General features: G+C 44.7%; 22 protein-coding genes. 4 read left to right on the top strand and 18 right to left on the bottom strand.

Annotated features, from left to right (window positions below; translation table 11 throughout):
- Positions 1–22 precede the first annotated feature (22 nt).
- From pyk to dnaE, 6 genes are all read right to left on the bottom strand, one after another.
- Complete coding sequence (gene pyk, locus NST16_RS03565) at positions 23–1,780, bottom strand: pyruvate kinase (RefSeq protein WP_010335277.1); 1,758 nt, start codon at positions 1,778–1,780, stop codon at positions 23–25.
- A gap of 43 nt (positions 1,781–1,823) precedes the next feature.
- On the bottom strand, positions 1,824–2,783 hold the full coding sequence (pfkA, locus tag NST16_RS03560) for a 6-phosphofructokinase (RefSeq protein WP_010335278.1): 960 nt from the start codon (positions 2,781–2,783) through the stop codon (positions 1,824–1,826).
- 185 nt (positions 2,784–2,968) lie between these two features.
- A complete protein-coding gene (gene accA / locus NST16_RS03555) occupies positions 2,969–3,946 on the bottom strand; it encodes an acetyl-CoA carboxylase carboxyl transferase subunit alpha (RefSeq protein WP_010335279.1) in 978 nt (325 codons plus the stop codon).
- Positions 3,931–4,803: an acetyl-CoA carboxylase, carboxyltransferase subunit beta gene (gene accD / locus NST16_RS03550; RefSeq protein WP_010335280.1), complete on the bottom strand. Its 873-nt coding sequence runs from the start codon at positions 4,801–4,803 to the stop codon at positions 3,931–3,933. Before accD ends, accA begins: the two co-directional genes overlap by 16 nt.
- A 333-nt stretch (positions 4,804–5,136) precedes the next feature.
- Positions 5,137–6,369, bottom strand: a complete 1,233-nt coding sequence (maeB, locus tag NST16_RS03545) for an NADP-dependent malic enzyme (protein ID WP_168748510.1) — start codon at positions 6,367–6,369, stop codon at positions 5,137–5,139.
- Positions 6,370–6,505: 136 nt separating this feature from the next.
- Positions 6,506–9,853, bottom strand: coding sequence for a DNA polymerase III subunit alpha (gene dnaE, locus NST16_RS03540; RefSeq protein WP_340883951.1), 3,348 nt, complete (start codon positions 9,851–9,853; stop codon positions 6,506–6,508).
- Between the two features lie 140 nt (positions 9,854–9,993).
- Here dnaE and ytrH point away from each other — a divergent pair, with 140 nt between their 5' ends.
- From ytrH to NST16_RS03525, 3 genes are all read left to right on the top strand, one after another.
- Complete coding sequence (gene ytrH / locus NST16_RS03535) at positions 9,994–10,335, top strand: sporulation membrane protein YtrH (RefSeq protein ID WP_010335282.1); 342 nt, start codon at positions 9,994–9,996, stop codon at positions 10,333–10,335.
- Complete coding sequence (gene ytrI / locus NST16_RS03530) at positions 10,332–10,835, top strand: sporulation membrane protein YtrI (RefSeq protein ID WP_010335283.1); 504 nt, start codon at positions 10,332–10,334, stop codon at positions 10,833–10,835. The genes ytrH and ytrI overlap by 4 nt, the downstream gene beginning before the upstream one ends.
- A 100-nt stretch (positions 10,836–10,935) precedes the next feature.
- Entirely contained in the window at positions 10,936–11,127 is a 192-nt protein-coding gene (locus tag NST16_RS03525) for a hypothetical protein (protein ID WP_010335284.1), read from the top strand.
- Positions 11,128–11,144: 17 nt separating this feature from the next.
- Here NST16_RS03525 and nrnA read toward each other — a convergent pair whose 3' ends face one another.
- Positions 11,145–12,086 (bottom strand): bifunctional oligoribonuclease/PAP phosphatase NrnA, encoded by a 942-nt coding sequence (nrnA, locus tag NST16_RS03520; RefSeq protein ID WP_340883944.1) that lies wholly within the window; start codon positions 12,084–12,086, stop codon positions 11,145–11,147.
- A gap of 130 nt (positions 12,087–12,216) precedes the next feature.
- Here nrnA and NST16_RS03515 point away from each other — a divergent pair, with 130 nt between their 5' ends.
- Positions 12,217–12,519, top strand: coding sequence for a YtpI family protein (locus tag NST16_RS03515; protein ID WP_010335286.1), 303 nt, complete (start codon positions 12,217–12,219; stop codon positions 12,517–12,519).
- Positions 12,520–12,538: 19 nt separating this feature from the next.
- Here the strand turns inward: NST16_RS03515 and NST16_RS03510 are convergent, their stop codons facing one another.
- The 11 genes from NST16_RS03510 to ytfJ all read right to left on the bottom strand — a co-directional run bounded on the left by NST16_RS03510 (position 12,539) and on the right by ytfJ (position 22,819).
- Positions 12,539–13,858, bottom strand: a complete 1,320-nt coding sequence (locus tag NST16_RS03510) for a CBS domain-containing protein (protein WP_168748513.1) — start codon at positions 13,856–13,858, stop codon at positions 12,539–12,541.
- 117 nt (positions 13,859–13,975) lie between these two features.
- A complete protein-coding gene (locus NST16_RS03505; RefSeq protein ID WP_010335288.1) occupies positions 13,976–14,659 on the bottom strand; it encodes a metal-dependent hydrolase in 684 nt (227 codons plus the stop codon).
- Between the two features lie 63 nt (positions 14,660–14,722).
- Positions 14,723–15,490 carry an SDR family oxidoreductase gene (locus NST16_RS03500; RefSeq protein WP_010335289.1) on the bottom strand — a complete coding sequence of 256 codons (768 nt, stop codon included), beginning with the start codon at positions 15,488–15,490 and terminating at the stop codon, positions 14,723–14,725.
- A 128-nt stretch (positions 15,491–15,618) separates the two neighbouring features.
- The gene (locus tag NST16_RS03495) at positions 15,619–15,750 is read right to left on the bottom strand and encodes a hypothetical protein (protein ID WP_010335290.1); all 132 of its coding nucleotides are present in this window, start codon (positions 15,748–15,750) and stop codon (positions 15,619–15,621) included.
- Positions 15,751–15,814: 64 nt separating this feature from the next.
- Positions 15,815–17,200 (bottom strand): argininosuccinate lyase, encoded by a 1,386-nt coding sequence (argH, locus tag NST16_RS03490; RefSeq protein WP_340883936.1) that lies wholly within the window; start codon positions 17,198–17,200, stop codon positions 15,815–15,817.
- Complete coding sequence (locus NST16_RS03485; RefSeq protein ID WP_333512101.1) at positions 17,197–18,408, bottom strand: argininosuccinate synthase; 1,212 nt, start codon at positions 18,406–18,408, stop codon at positions 17,197–17,199. The genes argH and NST16_RS03485 overlap by 4 nt, the downstream gene beginning before the upstream one ends.
- 167 nt (positions 18,409–18,575) lie before the next feature.
- Entirely contained in the window at positions 18,576–19,088 is a 513-nt protein-coding gene (locus tag NST16_RS03480; protein ID WP_340883932.1) for a MogA/MoaB family molybdenum cofactor biosynthesis protein, read from the bottom strand.
- An 81-nt stretch (positions 19,089–19,169) separates the two neighbouring features.
- The gene (locus tag NST16_RS03475; RefSeq protein ID WP_010335295.1) at positions 19,170–20,357 is read right to left on the bottom strand and encodes an acetate kinase; all 1,188 of its coding nucleotides are present in this window, start codon (positions 20,355–20,357) and stop codon (positions 19,170–19,172) included.
- A 345-nt stretch (positions 20,358–20,702) separates the two neighbouring features.
- Complete coding sequence (locus NST16_RS03470) at positions 20,703–21,689, bottom strand: class I SAM-dependent methyltransferase (protein WP_029441388.1); 987 nt, start codon at positions 21,687–21,689, stop codon at positions 20,703–20,705.
- A gap of 61 nt (positions 21,690–21,750) precedes the next feature.
- Positions 21,751–22,254 (bottom strand): thiol peroxidase, encoded by a 504-nt coding sequence (gene tpx, locus NST16_RS03465; protein WP_229146499.1) that lies wholly within the window; start codon positions 22,252–22,254, stop codon positions 21,751–21,753.
- Positions 22,255–22,363: 109 nt separating this feature from the next.
- Positions 22,364–22,819, bottom strand: a complete 456-nt coding sequence (gene ytfJ, locus NST16_RS03460; protein WP_168748516.1) for a GerW family sporulation protein — start codon at positions 22,817–22,819, stop codon at positions 22,364–22,366.
- Position 22,820 lies beyond the last annotated feature (1 nt).

Raw genomic sequence — 22,820 nt, 5'->3', positions numbered from 1 at the left:
TCCCTTCCCTTTTCAGATGTGATTAAAGTACACTCGCACGGCCTTGGTAGACCGCTCCTCTAGAAGCATCAACCGTAATATCCTGGCCTTCTGTCAAAATGGATGTCGCATTTTCCAAACCAACAATAACCGGAATGCCGAGGCTTAATCCGACTACTGCAGCATGGCTTGTCAAGCCGCCCTCTTCTGTAATTAGAGCAGACGCTTTTTCAAGAGACGCGATCATGTCACGGTCAGTGCTAGTTGTAACCAAAACCGCGCCGTCAGTCATTTTTTGTTCGGCTTCTTTCGCGTTTTGCGCAATGACAACCGGACCGTAAGCTGATTTGCGTCCGATACCTTGGCCTTTAGCGATGATATTGCCGACAGTATGAACTTTCATCAAATTCGTTGTTCCTGACTCACCGACAGTGCCTGCTGTAATGACGATCAGATCACCATTTTTCACAATTCCGCTGTGTAATGATTTTTGCACAGCATCTTCCAGCATCTCATCAGTTGAGCTTGCATTTTGACCGCTTTCTGCGAAAACGCCGGATACAAGAGCGAGCTTTCTGGAAACAGACTCATTTACAGTCACAGCGACAATCGGTGCCTGCGGGCGGTATTTAGCAATCATACGCGCTGTATGGCCGCTTTCAGTCGGAGTCACAATCGCAGTAGCATTCAAGTTAATGGCTGTATGTGCAACAGATTGGCCAATTGCATCAGTAATCGTCATGCCTACTTGGTCTCTGCGTTTTGAAAGAATCTCTTTGTAATTCAGCGCCTCTTCAGAACGTGATGCGATATTGTGCATCGTTTGAACCGCTTCAACCGGATAGTTTCCGGCAGCTGTTTCACCAGAAAGCATGATTGCATCTGTGCCGTCGAAAATTGCGTTTGCGACGTCACTCGCTTCCGCACGAGTCGGACGCGGGTTGCGCTGCATGCTATCAAGCATTTGTGTGGCTGTAATAACCGGTTTGCCCAGTGCGTTGCATTTTTTGATCAGTTCTTTTTGCACAAGCGGCACTTCTTCAGCTGGAATCTCCACACCTAAGTCTCCGCGCGCAACCATTAAGCCGTCAGACACTTCGAGAATAGAATCGATGTTGTCTACGCCCTCTTGGTTTTCAATTTTAGGGATAATTTGAATATCCTGAGCGTTATGCTCCTCAAGAAGTTCACGGATTTCAAGCACGTCAGTAGAACGGCGTACAAAAGACGCAGCGATGAAATCTACCCCTTGCTCAATACCGAAAACGATGTCTCTCGCGTCTTTCTCAGTAATACCAGGAAGATTGACGCTGACACCCGGTACGTTAACGCCTTTTTTGTTTTTCAGTGTTCCGTTGTTTAGTACTTTTGTTTTGATTTCGCGTTTAGCGGCATTCACTTCAAGTACCTCAAGACCGATAAGTCCGTCATCTAAAAGAATCGTTGAGCCTTTTTCAACGTCCTCTACTAAACCTTCATACGTCACTGAAATTTTATCAGTTGTTCCAATTACCTCGTCCATTGAAACGATAAGCTCTTTGCCTGTTTCAAGCTCAATAGCACCGTTTTCCATTGTATGTGTACGGATTTCAGGGCCTTTTGTATCAAGCAGGATTCCAACGTTTTTGCCGAGCTTTTTGCTCGCTTCGCGGATATTTTTAATACGTGCTCCGTGCTCCTCAAAATCTCCGTGAGAAAAATTCAAACGAGCCACATTCATTCCTGACTCCATTAATTTCGTAAGCATTTCAATACTTTCACTTGCCGGACCGATGGTACAAACAATTTTTGTTTTTCTCAATTCGTTCACTTCCTTCTAAAATCTTCAGCCTTCTGCTGCAGTCTTAAATAGACAGTTCTTTTGAAAGCTGATACATGTTTTGCTCAACTGTGTGTTTTTTATCCAGTATTTCTATAATATCATGGTCTACAAGCTTATTGTTTTGTATACCTACACAGCGTCCGCCTTTTCCTTCAAGCAGCAGTTCAACCGCATACGCGCCAAGTCGGCTTGCCAGAACACGGTCAGCAGCACTTGGAGAACCGCCGCGCTGGATATGGCCTAATACCGATACCCTAGTTTCAAGATTTGTTTCTTCTTCAATGCGTTTCCCGAATTCAACACCGCTGCCTACCCCTTCGGCAACGATAATAATACTGTGTTTCTTCCCGCGCTCATGACCGCGTTTTAGTCGGGCAATGATTTCGTGCATGTCGTAATCAGCCTCAGGAATCAAGATTGATTCCGCACCGCCTGCAAGTCCGGCCCATAATGCAATATCTCCGGCGTGGCGGCCCATTACTTCGATCACATATGTACGTTCATGAGAAGTCGCTGTATCGCGAATCTTATCAATTGCGTCAATTACTGTATTTAAAGCTGTGTCGAAACCGATTGTAAAATCAGTACCCGGAATGTCATTATCAATTGTACCCGGTACACCTACACATGGAAACCCATGCTCCGTTAATTTTTTCGCACCCATGTATGAGCCGTCTCCGCCGATAACGACAAGCCCTTCGATACCAAGCTTCTTCAAGTTTTCTATCCCTTTTTCACGGCCTTCAACCGTTTTGAATTCAGGACATCTTGCTGTATAAAGCTTTGTTCCTCCGCGATGAATAATATCACCTACAGAACCGAGCTCTAGCTTTTCAATCTTTCCGTTGATCAATCCTGAGTATCCGTTATAAATGCCGTAAACTTCAACGTCATGATAAATCGCTTTTCTGACAACTGCGCGAACTGCTGCATTCATTCCCGGGGAATCCCCGCCGCTCGTTAATACCCCTATACGTTTCATTCTCCATTCACCTCAGCAAACATATATGATTAAAACATAACATGATCATTGCCCTAAAAACAATGAAAAGGGATCTCCATCCTCCCTATGAAACCTTACCTATTATACAATTAAATAAATTGTTTTTAAATAAAATTTAAGGAATGTCACAAAAAATAAACGTGAGCCAAAGGCTTCACGTTTATTTAGTTTACCCCGATATATTGATCTTCAATCGATACTTTCCCAATTGCTTTGTATTTTTCATAGCGCTGCTGAATTAATTCTTCTTCATTCAGCTTCAGCAAAGTCTTTAACGATTGTGTAAGGGTTTCATCCATGTAACTTGCCTGCAGCTTAATATCGTGGTGCGCTCCGCCTTTTACTTCTTTTATCATATGATCTATAATTCCTAATTCCTTTAAGTCTGGCGCAGTGATTTTCATGGTTTCCGCTGCTTTTTTGGCAAGACTGGAGTCCTTCCATAAGAGTGCCGCAGCACCTTCAGGAGAAATAACAGAATAAGTAGAGTTTTCTAGCATATGCAAGTGGTTGCCCACACCTAAACCCAGAGCTCCGCCGCTTCCGCCTTCACCGATGACGATACAAATAACAGGCACTCTAAGGCCGGCCATTTCAAAGAGGTTTTTGGCAATTGCTTCGCTTTGTCCTCTTTCTTCAGCTGCTCGTCCAGGGTATGCCCCTTTCGTGTCAATAAAACAGATAATCGGTCTGTTAAATTTATCAGCCTGTTTCATCAGACGAAGTGCTTTACGATAGCCCTCAGGATGAGGCATTCCAAAGTTGCGGACAAGGTTTTCCTTCGTGTCTTTCCCGCGCTGATGACCGATAACTGTCACAGGCAGGCCGTGAAACTTGGCAATACCGCCGACAATGGCTTCATCGTCTCCGTACGCTCTGTCTCCGTGACATTCAAAAAAGTCTGTAAACAGGTATTGAATATAATCAAGTGTTGTCGGACGATCCGGCAGACGTGCGATTTGAACCCGGTCCCAAGGCTTCAGATTTTTATAAATATCATCCTGAAGCTTAGCTAGACGGTCTTCAAGCCGTTCGATTTCTGCACTCAGATCCATTTCTGAATCCTGGGTGAATTTCTTCAATTCGGCAATTTTGGTTTGCAATTCAATCACCGGTTTTTCAAATTCTAATCTTGCAGCCACTCAATGTCACCTCCTGTTTGATGCATATCCAGCAGATTTTCTAACGTTTTTTTCATGTCGTCGCGGTGAATAACCGCATCAAGCTGTCCATGTTTTAATAAGAATTCCGCTGTTTGGAAGTCCTCCGGCAGTTTTTCGCCTATTGTCTGTTCGATAATCCTTCTTCCGGCAAAACCGATCAGCGCGCCAGGCTCCGCGAAATTGTAATCGCCAAGAGAAGCAAAGCTTGCAGATACCCCGCCGGTAGTCGGGTGCGTCATGACTGAGATAATGAGCCCCTGTTCCTCACTGAATAATTTTAAGGCAGAGCTTGTCTTTGCCATTTGCATAAGGCTTAATATGCCTTCCTGCATCCTTGCACCGCCGGAAGCAGTAAAAATAATAAACGGAACTTTATCCGCTTTTGCTTTTTCAATCGCAAGCGTAATTTTTTCGCCAACGACAGAGCCCATGCTGCCCATTCGGAATGTAGAATCCATTACCGCGACAACAGCAGGAAATCCCCCGATCGTGCCCTTGCCTGTCACAACAGCCTCGTTTAAGGATGTTTTCTCGCGATCCTTTTCAAGCTTTTCCAGATATCCCGGGAAACCGAGCGGGTTTTCCGATAACATCCCCTGATTGAATTCTTCAAAGGACTTTTCATCCATCAAGCTTTCGATACGCTGTTTTGCGTTCATCGGAAAATGATAATCGCAGTTCATGCATACCCGCATATTTTTATCCAACTCTTTAGTGAGCATGATTTTTTTACACTTAGGACATTTTGTCATAATGCCTTCCGGAACATCGTGCTTCGCTTGTTCTGACGGTACGGAAGCATACTTTTTCTTTTTAGTGAATATATCCTTTAACAAATGATTACCTCCCTTTTGTGAAGGGTTCTCTTCACCGCATGCCATCCAGACAGATAGACTTGCTAATAACTTTACCGAAACTATTGTACTTTTTTTGTCAAACGCTGTCATCCTCAATTCGACAACTTTCTATCCGCAGAGGTATGCGAACAGCTCATGATAAACCTAAGAAGTCGTTGAAACAGCAAGGTTGGTAACGTATTCAAAATTCATGTTAAACTCGGCTGAAATTTTTTTAAGACCTGACCCCAAAAAAATTTCAGCCGCAAGTTTAACTTGAGAACAGCGCGCCGGTCTCCGCCAACGCGCTGCCATTTTTGGAATGAATTAAAATTATTCGCCAATAATCGTAAGTTTCCTGGTTTTTTCTGCAACTTCTTCAGGATCTACAGTAATTCTTGCCACTCCTGTTTCCATCGCCGCTTTTGCCACAGCCTTAGCCACAGCAGGCGCAACACGTTTATCAAACGGTGCAGGGATGACGTACTCAGGGCTAAGCTCATCTTCTGATACGAGTGAAGCAATGGCTTCAACCGCTGCAATCTTCATTTCTTCGTTAATGTGAGTGGCACGTACGTCAAGCGCTCCGCGGAAAATGCCCGGGAAGGCAAGCACATTGTTTACTTGGTTCGGGAAATCTGAACGGCCTGTTCCGATAACGCTCGCACCAGCTTCACGCGCATCTTCCGGCATAATTTCCGGATTCGGGTTTGCCATTGCGAAAATGATCGGATCTTTCGCCATGCTTTGTACCATTTCTTTTGTTAGCGCGCCTTCGACAGACACACCGATAAATACGTCAGCACCAGCGATCACATCTTTCAAAGAGCCGTCTTTACGGTCTTGGTTTGTGAATTTCGCCACTTCGTTTTTAACATCGTTCATACCGTTCGGACGCCCTTCATAAATGGCTCCTTTTGAATCGCACATCACGATGTCGCGCACGCCGAAATGGTAAAGAAGCTTGATGATTGCAATACCTGCAGCACCGGCTCCGTTAGCTACAACTTTAATGGAAGACATGGATTTTCCAGACAATTTCAGCGCGTTTACAAGGCCCGCTACTGTGACAATCGCTGTGCCGTGCTGATCATCATGGAAAACCGGGATGTTCGTTTCTTTTTTCAAACGCTCTTCAATGATAAAGCAGTTTGGCGCCGCAATATCTTCAAGGTTGACACCGCCAAATGTCGGTTCAAGCAATTTAACGGTTTCAACGATTTTATCAACATCATTTGTGCCCAAAGCAATTGGGAACGCGTCTACGCCGGCAAAGCTTTTGAAAAGAACGGCTTTACCTTCCATTACAGGGAGTGCGGCTTCAGGGCCGATATTTCCAAGGCCGAGCACAGCTGTACCGTCTGTCACAACTGCTACCATGTTCCCCTTCATTGTATAATCATATACTTTGTTAATGTCTTCATGAATATCCTTACATGGTTCTGCTACGCCCGGGGAATAAGCAAGACTTAAATCTTTCGCATTTTTAACCTCTACTTTAGATTTGGATTCGAGTTTTCCCTGGTTCACTTTATGCAGATGTAATGCTTCTTCTCTTAATGACATTCTCCAAAACACTCCTTAATGAAATTTTTTGATTCGTATGCTGCTGCATTGATTGCTGCATTCTGCGGAGTTGATCTATCAGAATATTTAAACAGAGTAACATAATTGCTCCAATTGTATAACAAAAAGAGAATGGTTACCACTGTTTTAAAACGACGTTTTTTTGACCTAACAGCTCTTTTAAGCGGTATAACACCTGGTGATCCGCCTCGATATGGAACTCCTCAGGAAGCTTTATCGTCTGTTTTTGCCTTTCATAATAGAGATAAACGCCGGTTTCCCCCTTATGCTCCAGCAAAATGCGCTTTATCTTTGTCAGGATCTCCTGACTGTGCTGACTGCTTTCTATTTTCATATAAACCGATGGCGCTTTTTCAGCATTCATATTTTCCAGCAATTCCGCTCTGGACATAATAAACTGGGCTTTTTCCTGCCTGATTTCACATTTCCCTGCTGTGAACAATAGAGCGCCCTCTCTTAAAACGGGAGAAAGCTGTCTGAATTGTTCAGGGAACACAACGGCTTCCATCTCACCGGTCTCATCGCTTAACGTTAAAAACGCCATGTTTTGACCTGTTTTTGTCCGAATCGTTTTGATTTTCGTCAGCAGGACACCGAGTGAAACCTGCTTTTTAACAGTCTGCTGAGCCTGCTGAATGGATACCGCTCCGCGCGCTGTCAGCTGGTTTCGGAAGGCAGAGAGCGGATGATTTGAAAAATAAATACCGAGCGTTTCTTTTTCAAATGCAAGAATATCCACAAGCGGGAGCTCCTCGGTCTCCACATACTTCGGTTTAATGGAAAACGATTCATCTAAAAACAATCCCATTTGGTCATCGTCCGCGGCGAAAAGCTCGGCATGCTCTAACGCAACGTCAATCGATGCGAGCAGTGTGGCCCGGTTTTGAGCGAATTCATCCATTGCACCAGAAAATATGAGTGCTTCAAGCGTTTTGCGGTTTACGCTTTTTGACGGCACACGAAAGCAGAAATCGAAAAGATCTTCGAATGGTTTCTCTTTTCTGGCTTTATATATATCTTTGACTGCTGAGACGCCTACACTTTTTATCGCACGGAGGCTGTACCTGACAGCTCCGCCTTCAACTGTAAACGGATAACTGCTTTTGTTCACTGACGGAGGAAGGATACGAATCCCGCTCCCCTTCGCTTCGTATAGATATTGAGCTATTTTATCCTCATTGCCAATGACGCTTGTAAGCAATCCGCACATAAAATATAAAGGATAATGAGCCTTCAAATAAGCAAGCTGGCAGCCGATCATGCTGTATGCCACCGCATGGCTTCTGTTGAAGCCATAGTTTGCGAATTTGACGATTAAATCGTAGACTTCATTTGCAGTGTCTACAGAATACTCCTTTTTTAAGCACCCTTCAACAAAATGGCTTCGCTCTCGGTCAAGAATGTCTTTCTTTTTTTTGCTGACTGCACGTCTGAGCAGGTCCGCCTCTCCTAAAGAAAATCCTGCCATACGTGACGCAATCACCATAATTTGCTCTTGATAAACGATGACGCCATACGTATCTTCCAATATCTCTCTTAAATCTTCATGGGGATAATGGACCGGCACCCGCCCATGCTTACGGTCGATAAATAACGGAATGTTCTCCATCGGGCCGGGCCGGTACAGCGCGTTTACCGCGACAATATCTTCTAATCCTGAGGGCTTAAGCCTTTTCAGAACGCTTCTCATTCCTGAGGATTCAAGCTGAAAAATCCCTGTCGTATCCCCTTTTGACAGCAGAGAGAATGTTTTTTCGTCTTGATAAGAAATACTCGAAAGATCTATTTTCATATTTTTTTCTTTTTCAATCATTGAAGTGATGGACTCGATGAGTGTCAGGTTGCGCAAGCCTAAGAAATCCATTTTCAAAAGGCCCAGATCTTCGAGGTGATCCATCGCGTATTGCGTTAAATAGATCCCTTCATGTCCTTCCTGAAGCGGGACAACATCTGTTAACGGTTCCTCACTCAAGACAACGCCGGCCGCGTGGGTTGACGTATGCCTTGGAAGACCTTCTATTTTTCTGGCAATCGTAAAGACTTGCTGAAGCAGACTTGACTCACTGAGCCGCTTATTCAGCTCCGGTGATTGTTTTCTCGCATCATCCAAGGTCATGCCCGGCCTTGAAGGAATGAGCTTCGCAAGCTGATCCGCTTCCTTCGGGCTTACACCGAATACCCTTCCGACGTCCCGAAGCGCTGCTTTTGCCGCCAGCGTCCCGAAGGTAATAATCTGGGCGACATGCATGGCGCCATATTTCTGCTGAACGTACTGAATGACCTCGTCCCTTCTCGTATCCGGAAAGTCGATATCAATATCCGGCATACTGATTCGCTCCGGGTTTAAAAACCTCTCAAATAACAGGTGATGCTTGATCGGGTCAACGTCCGTGATATAGAGAACATAAGCCACGAGCGATCCCGCCGCAGAGCCCCTTCCCGGTCCTGTCACAATCCCTTTTTCGTGGGCGTGCTTCATAAAATCCCATACGATCAGAAAATAATCGCTGAACTTCATTCGCTTGATGACATCAAGCTCATATTGAAGACGTCGAATATACCGTTCATCAGGTGTATCAAAGCGGCTGCGGAGCCCTGCCATACAAACATCCGTCAAATAATCATCCGCGGATGTACCGTCTGGAGTCGGAAATGACGGCAGGCGGGTCTGTCCGAGGCTGACGTCAACCCGGCATTGTTCTGCAATCTCAACAGATGCTTGCAATGCCTCAGGATGCTCTTGATATAGAACACGCATTTCATCAATGGATTTCAAATCGAGATCCGGCATCTCTTCGTTTGACGCCTCAGTAAGCTTTTCACCTGACTTTATCGCTTTCAAACAGCGATAGGCAGCCTGATCTTCTTTCCTAATGTAATGAACATCGCCTGTCGCCGTGACCGGAATTCCCGTTTCTTCAGACAGCCGGAGAATTTGCTCAGATAAGAATTTATTTTCTTTAAACTGCTGAAAGGATAAATAAAAAGCGCCTTTTCCGAATATAGACTGAAAATGAAGTGCTGCTTGAGCGGCTTGGTCAAACAGACCTCCTTCAAGCAGCATTTCAATATAGCCCTTCTCGCCAGGGGTAATTGCGATAATACCTTCGCGATAGCTGTTAAGCCATTTTGGCTTCAGGCCGTTTTTTGATTTCGATTGCAGGACGCTGCTGATCTTCAGCAGGTTTTGATAGCCTGTATTTGATTTTGCCAGCAGGACGAGCGGGTAGGCTTCGAGCTCGTCATCATCTGTGAAAACAGAAGCCGTCAAGCCGATAATCGGGTTAATCCCCCTCGCCTTGCATGCTTTATAAAATTGAATAGCTCCGTACATGACATGATCATCTGTCAGCGCCAAAGACCCATATCCGAGCCTGTCAGCTTCACTGACGAGCTCTTCCACAGACGCGGCGCTGTTTAGCAGGCTGTACCCGCTATGCACTTGCAGGTGAACAAAAGACATGCTATCACCTCTTTCTCCATTACGATCCATTTCTTTCTTCATTATAAGTCGGGTTTTCAAAAGAAACAAATGTTCTTTTTCGAGTCCTCATCATACTTGTCCCGAAAGCTCAATATGATATAAAAGGTGAGGTGATTAAGATGGATCAGGAAGCTGGCTTTATGGTAAATTTTATCAACAGTTATTTTATCGCATTAGGGGTGCTGATCGGAGGTGCACTCATCGGAGGCCTTGGAGCATATTTGGCAGGCGAAGCCCCGCTTACGGTTATTTCAAAGCTTGCGAACAGATTAAAAATTTGGGCGCTGGTCGCCGCAATCGGAGGTACATTTGATGCGGTATACAGCTTTGAACGGGGTATTCTTGAAGGCAATACGAGAGATTTATTCAAGCAGATTCTTCTCATTATCTCGGCCATGGGCGGGGCGCAAAGCGGCTGGCTTATTATTTCATGGCTGACGCAGGAGCATATTTCTTCATGAGGGTGCCGCAGCATTACAAAAAACCGGGATGGCAGCGTTTTTTTGCTGGTATGATGTGCGGAGCCGTGATCAGCTGGTTTTTTTTCCTGTTTACATACGGAACATTCCAAGAGGAGCAGGTTTCCCTCATCGAAAAACAAAAAGAGCACGTCAAAGACTTGAACAACCAAATTTCCATCTATCAGGAAGACCTCCACAAACTAAATGAAGATAATAAAAGAAAACTGCTTATTCAAAGCGTCGATGTAAAATTATTAAATGGAGAAAAATACAAAATCTCGCAGCCGGATAAAACAAAATTCGAGGAGCATGTGAAGGATGATATTTCAGAGGTCATTACAAAGGATATAGAAAGCGTCTATAAAACGAAGGAGCTTTTAAAACGGACAATTGAAAATAAAGTCTATACGATCAATGAAAAAAAATATGAGGCAGCTGTCAAGGAATTAATTATTTACACAAGGCTTTCTGTAGAAATTGAAATATCATTCGCGACGTAAATATGGAATTTTCTTAAATTTTTCAAACTCCTGTCGCTTTTTCCCATTCTTTTTTATAAACTATAAATGAGGCTTAATAGCGAAAGGAGGAGGAAGGGAAATGGAGGTTTACAGTGACCGTCAATTAGCAAAAGATCAAGCAGCCCGACTCAGACAAGGTTTTTCTGCATATGCCGAAACAAACTCACTCGCTTCCCTCATCAAAAAAGAACTTCAATCTCATAATCTCCAAGTCTACGAGGACCTTACTGAGTTCGGCTGCTGGTTCATCCCCGTCACAGATGAACACTAAGAGAGAGGGTCTCCCCTCTACTTGTGTTCTTTACATAACGTCTCCAGATCAGCTAAAATCTGTTCCGCTTCATCCCAGCTGTAAATGGAGGCGCCTGAAGCCAGAGGATGCCCTCCGCCGTTATATTTCCGGGCGAGTCCGTTAATAACAGGCCCCTTTGAACGGAATCTGACTCTGATTTGATCGTCTTCTTCTATGAAAAACACCCATGCGCGAATGCCTGAGATATTTCCAAGCGTCCCGACAAGCTGCGACGCTTCAGAAGCTGTTGTGTTGAACATTTCCAGAGTGTCCTTTTTGATGAAAACAGAAGCAGCGCCATTTTCAGACAAAGACACATTTTGAAAGATATAGCCGTTAAGCTTCACCACATTCAGTTTTGTTTCATACAATTGATTAAACAGCTCTGAAGAAGAGAACGGATACTTAATAAGCTCGCCTGCATATTGTAATGTTTTTTCCGTTGTATTGGGAAATAAGAAGCGTCCGGTATCACTGACAATGCCGGCATAGATCAGCTTTGCGGCTTTTGTATTCAGCTTCCAGCCGTGCTCTTTTCCTTCTAAATACAGCTCGTAAATCATTTCACTTACTGAGCTTGCTTTCGTATCGACCCACAGAAGATCGCCGTAAGGATCTTCGTTCGGATGGTGGTCGATTTTCATTAGTTTGGCGCCTGATAAATAACGCTGATCGTCGACTCTTTCCTGATTTGCCGTATCGCAGACGATCACAAGGGCGCCTTTATATGTTTCATCGTCCACCTCATCGAGGGTATATAAGAAAGAAAGGGACGGTTCTGGCGTGCCGACCGCAAAAATATTTTTTTCAGGATACGTTTCACGCAGGATTTCCGTAAGTCCGCACTGAGATCCGTAGGCATCCGGGTCAGGGCGCACATGTCTATGTAAGATAATCGTGTCATATAATGATATGGTTCTGATCAATTCTGTTTTCATTTGATACTCCTTTATTGTTTTTTTTCATTAAATCACATTCTCTGCCGACGGAAAAGAAAAATAACATCAAAACCAAGCCCGTTTTTGTATAGAATGGGTTTGTAAACTTTTACGATGGAGGATTTCATTTATGCTGGTTCTTGTTTTTTTGATTGGGCTTTCAGCCTGCTTTTATGTGTACTATAAAGTAAAAGGCGTACGGACAAAGCAATCTTTGGAAAAAGAAATCTTTTCAGCAAAATCCAGCATGGCATTAGGATCGCTGGTGCTGTTTTACGGACTCAATCAAATGATATTATTCCATTCAGTTTTAACGTTAGTAATCGGCGGGATCTTTATCGTCATCGGAGCCGGAAGCGCATGGGCAGGTTATAAAGCCTACAGCCATTACAATCCCCTTCACGCCAAAGAAGCTGAAAGAGATCACGCGTAAGGGGCGCCTCAGACGTCCCTTAGCTTCTTTCCATCAGCTGAACCATCAGCATTGCTTTAGACACGATATGGCCTTGGCTGTGCACTTCAACTTCCATTTTTCCGAACTTTCTTCCAGCCTCTAAAATGCGCGGCTTGACTTCGATGACCGACTCCATCTGCACAGGCTTCAAAAAGAAAATGGTGATGCTTTCTATCACTAGTTCGCCGCGTTTTTTCGAGCGCAAAAACCGATTGGCCGCTTGCGTCAAAATGGTCGTAAACACGCCATAAGAAATCGTCCCCAGCTGATTTGTCATTTGCGGTGTTACTTCATACTGATAAACAATCTGATCCTGTTTATCATCATCCTCATCTTTAAATCCTCTTGAGACAATATCATCAAGCTTTTCCCCGACTTGAGGCTGCTTTTGAATCATTTGAAGAGCTTTCAGCACGTCTTGGCGGCTGATCATGCCAATCAGCTTTTGGTGTCCGTCAGTGACGGGGAGCACTTCGATCCCTTCCCATACCATCATTTGCGCCGCTGAGGCGACAGACGTTTTTCCAATAACCGTAACCGGATTTTTTGTCATGACTTTTTCAATGGGTGCATTCCGGTCGTGACCTGCGATATCTTTCGAAGTCAAGATCCCGTGGATTTTCATTTGTTCGTCGACAACCGGGAACCGCCCATGGCCCGTTTCAAAATTTTTCTCGTACCATTTTTCAAGTTTATCCTTAGGTGAAAGATATATCGTACGGTCAGCGGGCGTTAAAATGTCCTCCACCAGAACGATTTCTTTTTTGATCAGCTGGTCATAAATCGCCCGGTTAATCATAGCGGCGACTGTAAAGGTGTCATAGCTCGTGGATAAAATCGGCAGCTCAAGCTCATCTGCCAGCTGCACGATGCTGTCATCTGTGTTAAATCCGCCCGTTACGAGTACAGCGGCGCCTGCCTCAAGTGCCTGTCTGTGTGCATTGATTCGATTTCCGACAATCAAAAGATTCCCGGCTGCCGTATACCGCATCATCGCGTCCAGCTCCATTGCGCCGATGACAAATTTATTCAATGTCTTATGGAGCCCCGCCCGGCCTCCGAGCACTTGTCCGTCTATGACGTTTACAACCTCAGCATATGTAAGCTTTTCGATATTTTCTTTTTTCTTTTGTTCAATTCTGATTGTTCCGACACGTTCAATCGTACTGACAAAGCCTTTATTCTCTGCTTCCTTGATCGCTCTGTACGCCGTGCCTTCGCTTACTTTCATTTCCTTTGCGATTCTCCGCACAGAGATTTTTTCACCTACGGGCAGCGAATCAATATATGTTAAAATTTGTTCATGCTTAGTTGCCAAACCTTTCACCTCTAAGGGACAGTCTTCTGCTTTTATTATAAGGGCTCGGATGATTGATTCGCAATGAGGCAGGAAAATAAAAAGCATCTCCTGATTTTCAGGAGATGCTTTCAGCGTTTAAAGCTCAATCGTTTCACCGACGGCCATGACTTTTCCGACTCCGCCCGGCAGGCTGTCTGCAAATGCTTCCGGGTCTTGCTCGATGACCGGGAATGTATTGTAATGAACCGGTACAACTTGTTTTGCACGCAGCCATTCTGCAGCTAGCTTGGCGTCTTCAGGCCCCATCGTAAAGTTGTCGCCAATCGGCAAGAAGGCAAGATCAATATGGTTCAGTTCCCCGATCAGCTTCATGTCAGAGAAAAGAGCCGTATCGCCGGCGTGGAAGATCGTTTTGCCCTCAACAGTCAGCAGAATACCGGATGGCATGCCTGTGTAGGTGATCGTTTTATTTTCTTCGTCAGTGATGGCAGATCCATGAAAGGCCTGTGTAAGCTTCACTTTCCCAAAATCAAATTGATGGGAGCCGCCGATGTGCATGGGGTGAACATTTAACCCTTTCCATCCCAAATATACGGCCAGCTCATTCGGTGCCACAACCAGTGCGTTATTTTGCTTTGCGATTTGCTCAGTGTCGCCCACGTGGTCATTGTGGCCGTGAGTCAATAAGATAGCGTCCGCTTTTGCATCCTCAGGTTTTAAATCGGTTAACGAATTTCCTGTCAAAAACGGGTCAAATAAAATATGATGATTATTCGTTTCTACTGCAACTACAGAATGTCCGTGATACGTTACTTTCATTTCCTTCACCTCGTCACTTTGTATTTGGTGATTTCATTTTCCCTTTTTAAGATGCTGAAAAACTTATGTGGATTGATTCTTGTTAATGACATTGAGGCCCCCGGTTGCTTCAATCACAGTTCCTGTCACCAGGTCTGAGTTCTCTTCGCACAAAAAGGCAATGATTCTGGCGATATCTTCACCGGTGCCTGATCTTCCTATCGGCGTTTTTTCTTTGCCGATACGCTGTCTGGCTTCCTCTATTGACGCTTCCTTCATGTCGCCGACAATGTCGCCCGGGCAAACCATATTAGCGGTTATTCCCGATTCAGCTTCTTCTATCGCAATTGTTTTTGTTAAAGAAGCCAACCCCACTTTTGCGGCGCCGAACGCGGAGCGGTGAAGCCAGCCCGGTGCGTGTGCCGCGCCTTGAAATCCGTACGTGATGATACGCCCGAATTGCTGTTTTCTCATGACCGGAATAACTGCTTTGAATAAATGAAAGACAGCGCTTAAATTTCCTTCCAGCATACCGTACCATTCGTCATCGGTATAATCGGCTAACTTTTTTCGTTCAAATATGTATGGCCCCGCGTTGTTAATCAAAAAGTCGATTCTCCCGAAACGGTCCAAGGCAGCGTCTGCTATGCGCAGCAAATCCTCTTTTTTGGTGACATCACCTTTTACAAATTGCAGCCGGTCAAGATAGTCAGGACAGGCTTCCTTCAGGCGGCTGACAGCCTCTTCATCCTGCCTGTAATTCACTGTTACTGAATACCCCTTTGCAAGCAATGTTTCAGTCACTTTGCGGCCTAATCCCTTCGAACCGGCAGTAATTAAAGCATGTCGCACATCAATACCTCCCAAAGCAACGTCGCCGCTTTTCAATAAAGTGTTTCTTCTTCTACTTTACTATAAAAGGCCGTCAATATCACTTTTTACACTTTGCCATACAAAAAAAGCTGTCTTTAACAGACAGCTTATTCCGCAGAAGATGAAGGCTCTTGATCCGGGATATCCACATAACCGCTTTGATATGCTTCGGAAATGAGCCTTGTTGTCTCCTGGCTTTCTTGTTCATCATAAATATAGCGTTCCGGTTCTTTTTTCATCCTTCTGCCTCCCATCATTATAGAGGTAGGTTGGCTGTTATGACGGGATTTTATGAAGGAAATTTTAACAAACTCCGGCTGCCACGCAAGCTTTCGCTTTTACAAGTGCCTGCTCTACTTGTTTGAAGCCCGTGCCTCCTGCGCTCATTCTTTTTTCGACCGCATGATAAGGGTCCAAAACAGTGTATATATCATCCTCGAAGAGATCGCTCGCCTTCTGAAAATCGTCAAACGGCAAGTCACTTAAAAAGATTCCTTTTTCGATGCATGTGTACACAAGCTTTCCGACCACTTCGTGCGCTTCTCTGAATGGCATTCCTTTCTTCGCTAAATAATCAGCCAGTTCGGTCGCATTTGAAAAGTCTTGTTTTGTCGCTTGCTTCATGACGTCTTTGTTAACAGTCATTGTTTGAATCATACCTGTGAAGATTTGCAGGCTGCCTTCGACCGTTTTCACCGTGTCAAACATGCCTTCTTTATCTTCCTGCAGGTCTTTGTTATAAGCGAGCGGAAGGCCTTTCATGATCGTAAGCAGCCCCATCATGTCACCGTATACGCGCCCCGTTTTGCCCCGAATCAGCTCAGCCATATCCGGGTTTTTCTTCTGCGGCATCATGCTGCTTCCTGTTGCATACGTATCGTCTAGCTCGATGAATTTAAACTCCTGGGAGCACCACAGAATGATTTCTTCAGAGAAACGGGAAAGGTGCATCATCAGCATGCTGCTGTTGCTTAAAAATTCCAAAATGAAATCTCTGTCGCTGACGCCGTCGAGGCTGTTTTCATAAATGGAATCAAAGCCGAGCAGCTCTGCTGAATACTCACGATCGATCGGGAAGGTGGTACCCGCGAGCGCTCCGCAGCCGAGCGGAGATTTGTTGATCCGCTTCATTGAATCCTGAAAACGTTCCTTGTCGCGCTCCAGCATCCAGAAATACGCAAGCAGATGGTGAGCGAATGAAATCGGCTGGGCGCGCTGAAGATGAGTGTAGCCCGGCAAAATGGTTTCAACATTTACTTCTGCTTTATCAATGAGCGCACCTTGGAATGCCTCTATCAGCTCGATAATATGGGCGACTTGGTTTTTCAGGTACAAATGCATGTCAGTTGCCACCTGGTCATTCCGGCTTCTTCCGGTATGCAGCTTGCCGCCGAGAGGGCCGATTTCGTCAATAAGCATTTTCTCAATGTTTAAATGAATATCTTCATAATCAACTGAGAACTCTAATGCCCCGTCTTCTGCTTTTTGCAAAAGGGTTTTCAGTCCCTCACGGATTTTCATCTCTTCTTCTTCTGTCAGGATACCGCATTTTTTCAGCATGGCAGCATGTGCGAGAGACCCTGTAATGTCTTCAGTGACTAAATGTTGGTCAAATGATATGGACGCGCCGAATTCGTCGACCCATTTTTCAGGTGTTTTTTGGAATCGGCCTCCCCAAAGCTTCTTCATGCTTTAATCTGCTCCTTCTTTTTCACGATGCTGTTCACTTTTGTCGGAAGTCCCCAAAGCTCGATAAATCCGATTGCCGCATGGTGGTCAAACGCATCGTCTTTTGTATATGTTGCAAGCTTTTCATCATATAGAGAGTATTCTGATTTACGCCCCTCTACAATGGCATGGCCTTTAAACAGCTTCACGCGAACGATGCCTGTAACGTGTTTTTGCGTTTCTTTTAAGAAAGCGTGGAGCGCGTCTTTTAAAGGCGAGAACCATAAGCCGTTGTAAATGATTTCTGACAGCTTTTGTTCGATGGCCGGTTTAAAGTGCGCGACCTCTTTCACTAATGTCAAATCTTCCAGTTCCTTGTGTGCTTTGATAAGTGTTATCGCACCCGGACATTCATATACTTCCCGGGATTTAATGCCGACAAGGCGGTTTTCCACGTGATCGATACGTCCGACCCCATGCGCGCCTGCAATTTCGTTCAGTTTTAAAATTAATTCAGAAAGGGAGTAAGAGACGCCGTCGATGGATACAGGCACACCTTGTTCAAATGCGATTTCAATGATTTCCGGTGTATCCGGTGTTTTTTCCAGCGGCGCTGTAAGGTCGTATGCTCCTTCTGGCGGAGCGGCCCAAGGATCTTCTAAAATGCCGCACTCATTTGCGCGTCCCCAAAGATTTTGGTCAATGGAATACGGGCTGTCAAGATTGATCGGAATCGGAATGCCGCGGCTTGCCGCATATTCGATTTCTTCTTCACGAGACCATTGCCATTCCCGAACTGGGGCGATGACTTCAAGGTCAGGATTCAAAGATTTAATTGATACCTCAAAACGCACCTGGTCATTTCCTTTTCCTGTGCATCCGTGCGCAATCGCCTGTGCCTCTTCTTTTTCTGCGATCTCGACTAATTTTTTTGCAATAAGCGGACGAGACAATGCGGACACGAGCGGATATTTTCCTTCATACATCGTGTGAGCCTGCAAAGATAACAGCGCGTAATCCTGGGCGAATTCTTCTTTTGCATCAATCACGTAAGAATTTGTTGCGCCGACTTCCAACGCTTTTTGCTGAACAAACGCCAAATCCTTGCCTTCGCCGACGTCCAGGCAGCAGGCGATAACATTATACCCTTGCTCTTGGAGCCATTTTATCGCGACGGAGGTATCGAGACCCCCTGAGTATGCTAATACGACTTTTTTCTGTTCTGCCATCATAAAAATCTCCTCTCAACCCTGTTTCTTTTGTATAAAAATAAATTATATTTAATAAAAATACATTATATATGTATACACTTTAACAAGTAAGTTCCTTTTTTTCAAGCCTTTTATTAAAAAAACTTCACCCATTTTTCAGGTGAAGTTTCGTAGTATTTATTCATTTACTTGTCTTTTCTGATTTCTCTGACCACATGGGCGAGCTCCGGAATAATCAGCTTATTCATTGCCAGCTTTACCGCACCGCTGGAGCCTGGCGTTGAAAAAACGGCTGTATGTTGGATAACGCCGGCTGTGGCTCTCGACATGATTGCACTGGAGCCGATGTCTTCTGTATAACTGAGCATCCTGAATATTTCTCCAAAGCCGGGCAGCTCTTTCGAAAACAGCGGCGTAATGGCTTCAATGGTGACGTCCCGATTTGCTATGCCTGTCCCTCCGTTTAAGAGAACCGCGTCCGTTTGCTCATCCATGCAGCCCGCGAGCACAGCCCGCTGCAGGGCATCCTTTTCGTCTTTTACAATTTCATATGCAGCAATCTGATGGCCGGCTTCTTCTAAAAATGAGATCATCAGCCTGCCGCTTTTATCCGTTTCTTCCGTTCTCGTATCACTGACCGTAATCACTTTGCACCGGACAATATCGGGTGCCTCTTGTTTATGTTCTTGAACACTCATTGGCTCACCTCTTTGTATTTTTGTCTACCTTTATCATGCTTCAACAAAAAAGCACATTCAAGAGAATGTGCTTTTTTTGCATTATTTAGCTAAACGAACAACGTCACGTGCAATCATGACTTCTTCATCAGTCGGAATGATCATAACTTTTACTGGAGAATGAGGGTAGCTGATGAACGCTTCCTCACCGCGTACGTTATTAAGCGCAGGATCCCAGTATACGCCCATAAATTCCAGACCGCGAAGAACGCGTTCTCTGACTTCTACGCTGTTTTCACCGATACCGGCAGTAAAGATGATCGCATCAACACCGCTCATTCTGGCAGCGTAAGAACCGATGTATTTGTGGATACGGCTCGCGAAGACTTCAAGCGCAGTTTCCGCGCGCTCATTTCCTTGTTTCGTTGCTTCAACGATGTCACGAAGATCGCTTGAGAAACCGGAGATGCCAAGCAGTCCGCTTTTTTTGTTTAATGTATTCAGTACTTCGTCAGCGGTTTGGCCCGTTTTCTCCATAATGTATGGGATCAGGGCAGGGTCGATGTTTCCAGAGCGTGTACCCATTGCCACACCCGCAAGCGGCGTGAAGCCCATAGATGTATCAATTGATTTTCCGCCTTCAACAGCCGCAATACTTGCACCGTTTCCAAGGTGGCAGGAAATCAGGCGTAAATCTTTTAACGGACGGCCGAGAAGCTCTGCCGCACGCTCCGTCACATATTTATGTGAAGTGCCGTGGAAGCCGTATTTACGGATACCGAATTTTTCATAGTATTCGTATGGCAGGCTGTACAGGTAAGACTGTTCAGGCATTGTTTGGTGGAATGCCGTATCAAAAACAGCAACCGCAGGAACATTTGGAAGCACTTCTTTGAAGGCTTTAATTCCAACGATATTTGCCGGGTTGTGCAGCGGCGCCAATTCAGAAATATCTTCGATCTCCTGAATTGTTTCGTCCGTTAATAAAACGGAATCGCTGAATTTTTCTCCGCCGTGTACCACGCGGTGTCCAATTCCGTCAATTTCATTTAAATCTTTGATAATGCCGAATTCTGTCAGCTTATTCAGCAGCATTTTAACCGCTACCGCATGATCAGGTATATCAGTTACTTCTGTATTTTTTTCGCCGTTTACAGAAATCGTGAACACACTGTCGGCGATACCGATTCGTTCAACTAAGCCCTTCGTTAAAACTTTTTCTGAAGGCATTTCGAAAAGCTGAAATTTCAAAGACGAGCTTCCTGCGTTAATTGCAATAATTTTGGACATGATTGACGCTCCTTTTTACTCTGTATCAACATCTTCGTTTTTCGTACTTTTTTCCCGGTGAAATCATCAATTTCTCCCGAAAAATATCTGACTTTTCCATTTAAACATTGTCATGTCGGCTTTTCAAGTCAACTTCCGTATTGATAACGCTTACAAAAAGAAGTCGTTATTTTCAGACACATTACCTATGCGCTAAACATTGATTAACGCTTTCATCCTGCAGTTTCTCCTTTCGTATTTTGTGTGTTGAAACCTTATTCAATTCGTCTATCTTTCCCCTGATGTTCATACAAAAAAAAACAGCTTAAGCTTCCTCAGACCGGAGCTCAAACTGTTTTCATTTTTCTATTTTTCCTTTGTAAACCACGCATCTATTTGTGCCATCATGTCGAGCATCGCCTTCTGGTTGGAGAAGGACGGCAGATTCGCAAGCAGAATTTGGTTCGGCGCTTTCGTCTCTTCACCTGTTTTCTGAAGCACAAGAATACTTTTGGCATGGGCTTCGTCTTTAAAAATCGATTTTGGCAGCTGCAATAGTGCATTAATATGAACCTTGTCCTTGAAAAACTGCTTCAGCTTGTCGCTTTGAGAGCTTTCAAACAAATGATTCGGGATCATAAAGAACAGGTAGCCGCCGGGTTTTGTATGCTTGACGCTTTGCTCAATAAACAAATGATGAGCGAAGGAATGGCCTTCATCCGCTTTCAGTTCAAAGGCTTTTGCCCCCTCGTCATTCGGATAATAGCCAACTGGCAGATCGCATATCACTGTGTCAACCGGATCGATAAACAGCGGCTCGAGGCTGTCCTGATGGAACAGTTCCAGCTCTTTTTTCAGAAGGTTCGCCTGGTCATAGGCAATTTTCAAAAGCACGTCATCTATTTCTACGCCATAGCTTTTCGCCGTATTCTCTGACAGCTGGTTTAACACGGTGAACAGAAGATTTCCCGTTCCAACAGCCGGATCAAGAAGTGTTACATCCTTTTTCCCTGCCATAAACTTATTTACCAAGTAACTGATAAACAGTCCGATAGTGTCCGGCGTCATTTGTCTGTTTGGATGGGATATATCCTTTAATCCCTTTAAGACGGCAAGCTGGAATGCTTTTCGCACCCACTCGTGCTCATATGTGTCAAATTTGGCTTTTTCAAGCAGCGCTTTAAGCTTTTCAGCCTTCTCATTCGGCAGCTTCAGCTGATCCGTTTTTTGAAGAAAATACATTTCTCCCGCTTCGGCAAGCGCTTCTATATATGAAATCTGCAATTCATTTTTTATGATAATCGCGGCATCATCCAGCAGCTCGTATACCGCACCTACATGATCGTTTTGCATAATGTGTTCCTCCTTGCCATGAAAAAAGCTCCGGCGGCAGCCTGGAGCTTTTTTCACCTGCTTACTTCAATAATGCCTTGGCAGCCTCAATCGGCTCTTCATAATTCGGGTGGTTCGTTGCTTCGCTTACATATTCAGCGTAAACGACTTTTCCGTTCTCATCAAGCACAAATACGGAACGCGCAAGCAGACGAAGTTCTTTTATATACACACCGAACGCTTCGCCAAATGACATGTCTTTGTGGTCTGACAGAGTTTCCACTTTGTCAATTCCGTTTGCTCCGCACCAGCGCGCCTGTGCAAATGGAAGGTCTGCACTGATTGTATAAACATTGACTTCCCCAAGCTTTGCAGCCTCTTCGTTAAAGCGGCGGGTTTGCGCATCGCAAACGCCTGTGTCAATTGAAGGGATAACAGAAATAATCGTTACTTTTCCTTTCATGTCAGCTAACGATTTTTCTTCAAGGCTGTTAGTCAGCACTGTGAAATCAGGGGCTTGATCTCCTACTTTCACTTCTTGTCCGACAAGCGTAACCGGACCGCCTTTGAATGTAATTTCAGCCATTATAATTCCTCCCTTTTATATGTATGTCTCTATCATAGTAAAGTTTCTTGCAAACTGCAAAGTTTATGCCAAAAAAAAGTTAACTGCGGCCGCCGCAGTTAACCCTTCTTTAATAATTCATATTGTTCATTTGGTTTTGATTTTGGCCTTGGTTTTGATTCTTGTTATTTTTCTTAAACATTTGCTGTATGCGCTCCAGTGTTTGAGGGGCTGCGTCCAGAATTTTCTCAATCAAATGAGTATTTTCATCTAAATGAAGCATTCTGATGCCAGTTGAACCGACAATTAAAAACGCGATCGGCGTAATAGACACACCGCCACCGCTTCCGCCTCCGAAGGGTAGTTTCTGCTCTCTTGTTTCATCGTCTTCCGATTTTTTCACAGCCGGTTTGCCGCCAAACTCACTGCCGCCTGCGGCGAATCCGAATCCAACTTTAGAAACGGTTAAAATCACGCTTCCATCCGGTGTTTCAACCGGATCTCCGATGATTGTGTTAACATCAATCATTTCCTTCAGGTTTTCCATTGCTGTTTTCATTAAACCTTGGATGGGATGGTCTGCCATA

The sequence above is a fragment of the Bacillus sp. FSL K6-1005 genome, assembly GCF_038000225.1.
Taxonomy (GTDB): Bacteria; Bacillota; Bacilli; order Bacillales; family Bacillaceae; genus Bacillus; species Bacillus mojavensis.
Note: the sequence above shows the minus strand (reverse complement) of the source record. Positions and strands in the feature narration are given on the sequence as shown.

What these genes read in the sequence shown, in the direction of transcription:
- nrnA (WP_340883944.1), bottom strand. Translation starts at nt 12,086, where the DNA reads ATGAAAACAGAATTGATCAGAACCATATCATTATATGACACGATTATC.
- NST16_RS03495 (WP_010335290.1), bottom strand. Translation starts at nt 15,750, where the DNA reads ATGAAAAAAGAACCGGAACGCTATATTTATGATGAACAAGAAAGCCAG.
- ytrI (WP_010335283.1), top strand. Translation starts at nt 10,332, where the DNA reads ATGAGGGTGCCGCAGCATTACAAAAAACCGGGATGGCAGCGTTTTTTT.
- dnaE (WP_340883951.1), bottom strand. Translation starts at nt 9,853, where the DNA reads ATGTCTTTTGTTCACCTGCAAGTGCATAGCGGGTACAGCCTGCTAAAC.
- tpx (WP_229146499.1), bottom strand. Translation starts at nt 22,254, where the DNA reads ATGGCTGAAATTACATTCAAAGGCGGTCCGGTTACGCTTGTCGGACAA.
- maeB (WP_168748510.1), bottom strand. Translation starts at nt 6,369, where the DNA reads ATGTCATTAAGAGAAGAAGCATTACATCTGCATAAAGTGAACCAGGGA.
- NST16_RS03480 (WP_340883932.1), bottom strand. Translation starts at nt 19,088, where the DNA reads ATGAGTGTTCAAGAACATAAACAAGAGGCACCCGATATTGTCCGGTGC.
- NST16_RS03505 (WP_010335288.1), bottom strand. Translation starts at nt 14,659, where the DNA reads ATGAAAGTAACGTATCACGGACATTCTGTAGTTGCAGTAGAAACGAAT.
- pfkA (WP_010335278.1), bottom strand. Translation starts at nt 2,783, where the DNA reads ATGAAACGTATAGGGGTATTAACGAGCGGCGGGGATTCCCCGGGAATG.
- NST16_RS03470 (WP_029441388.1), bottom strand. Translation starts at nt 21,689, where the DNA reads ATGCAAAACGATCATGTAGGTGCGGTATACGAGCTGCTGGATGATGCC.
- NST16_RS03515 (WP_010335286.1), top strand. Translation starts at nt 12,217, where the DNA reads ATGCTGGTTCTTGTTTTTTTGATTGGGCTTTCAGCCTGCTTTTATGTG.
- NST16_RS03485 (WP_333512101.1), bottom strand. Translation starts at nt 18,408, where the DNA reads ATGGCAGAACAGAAAAAAGTCGTATTAGCATACTCAGGGGGTCTCGAT.
- ytrH (WP_010335282.1), top strand. Translation starts at nt 9,994, where the DNA reads ATGGATCAGGAAGCTGGCTTTATGGTAAATTTTATCAACAGTTATTTT.
- NST16_RS03525 (WP_010335284.1), top strand. Translation starts at nt 10,936, where the DNA reads ATGGAGGTTTACAGTGACCGTCAATTAGCAAAAGATCAAGCAGCCCGA.
- argH (WP_340883936.1), bottom strand. Translation starts at nt 17,200, where the DNA reads ATGAAGAAGCTTTGGGGAGGCCGATTCCAAAAAACACCTGAAAAATGG.
- ytfJ (WP_168748516.1), bottom strand. Translation starts at nt 22,819, where the DNA reads ATGGCAGACCATCCCATCCAAGGTTTAATGAAAACAGCAATGGAAAAC.
- NST16_RS03475 (WP_010335295.1), bottom strand. Translation starts at nt 20,357, where the DNA reads ATGTCCAAAATTATTGCAATTAACGCAGGAAGCTCGTCTTTGAAATTT.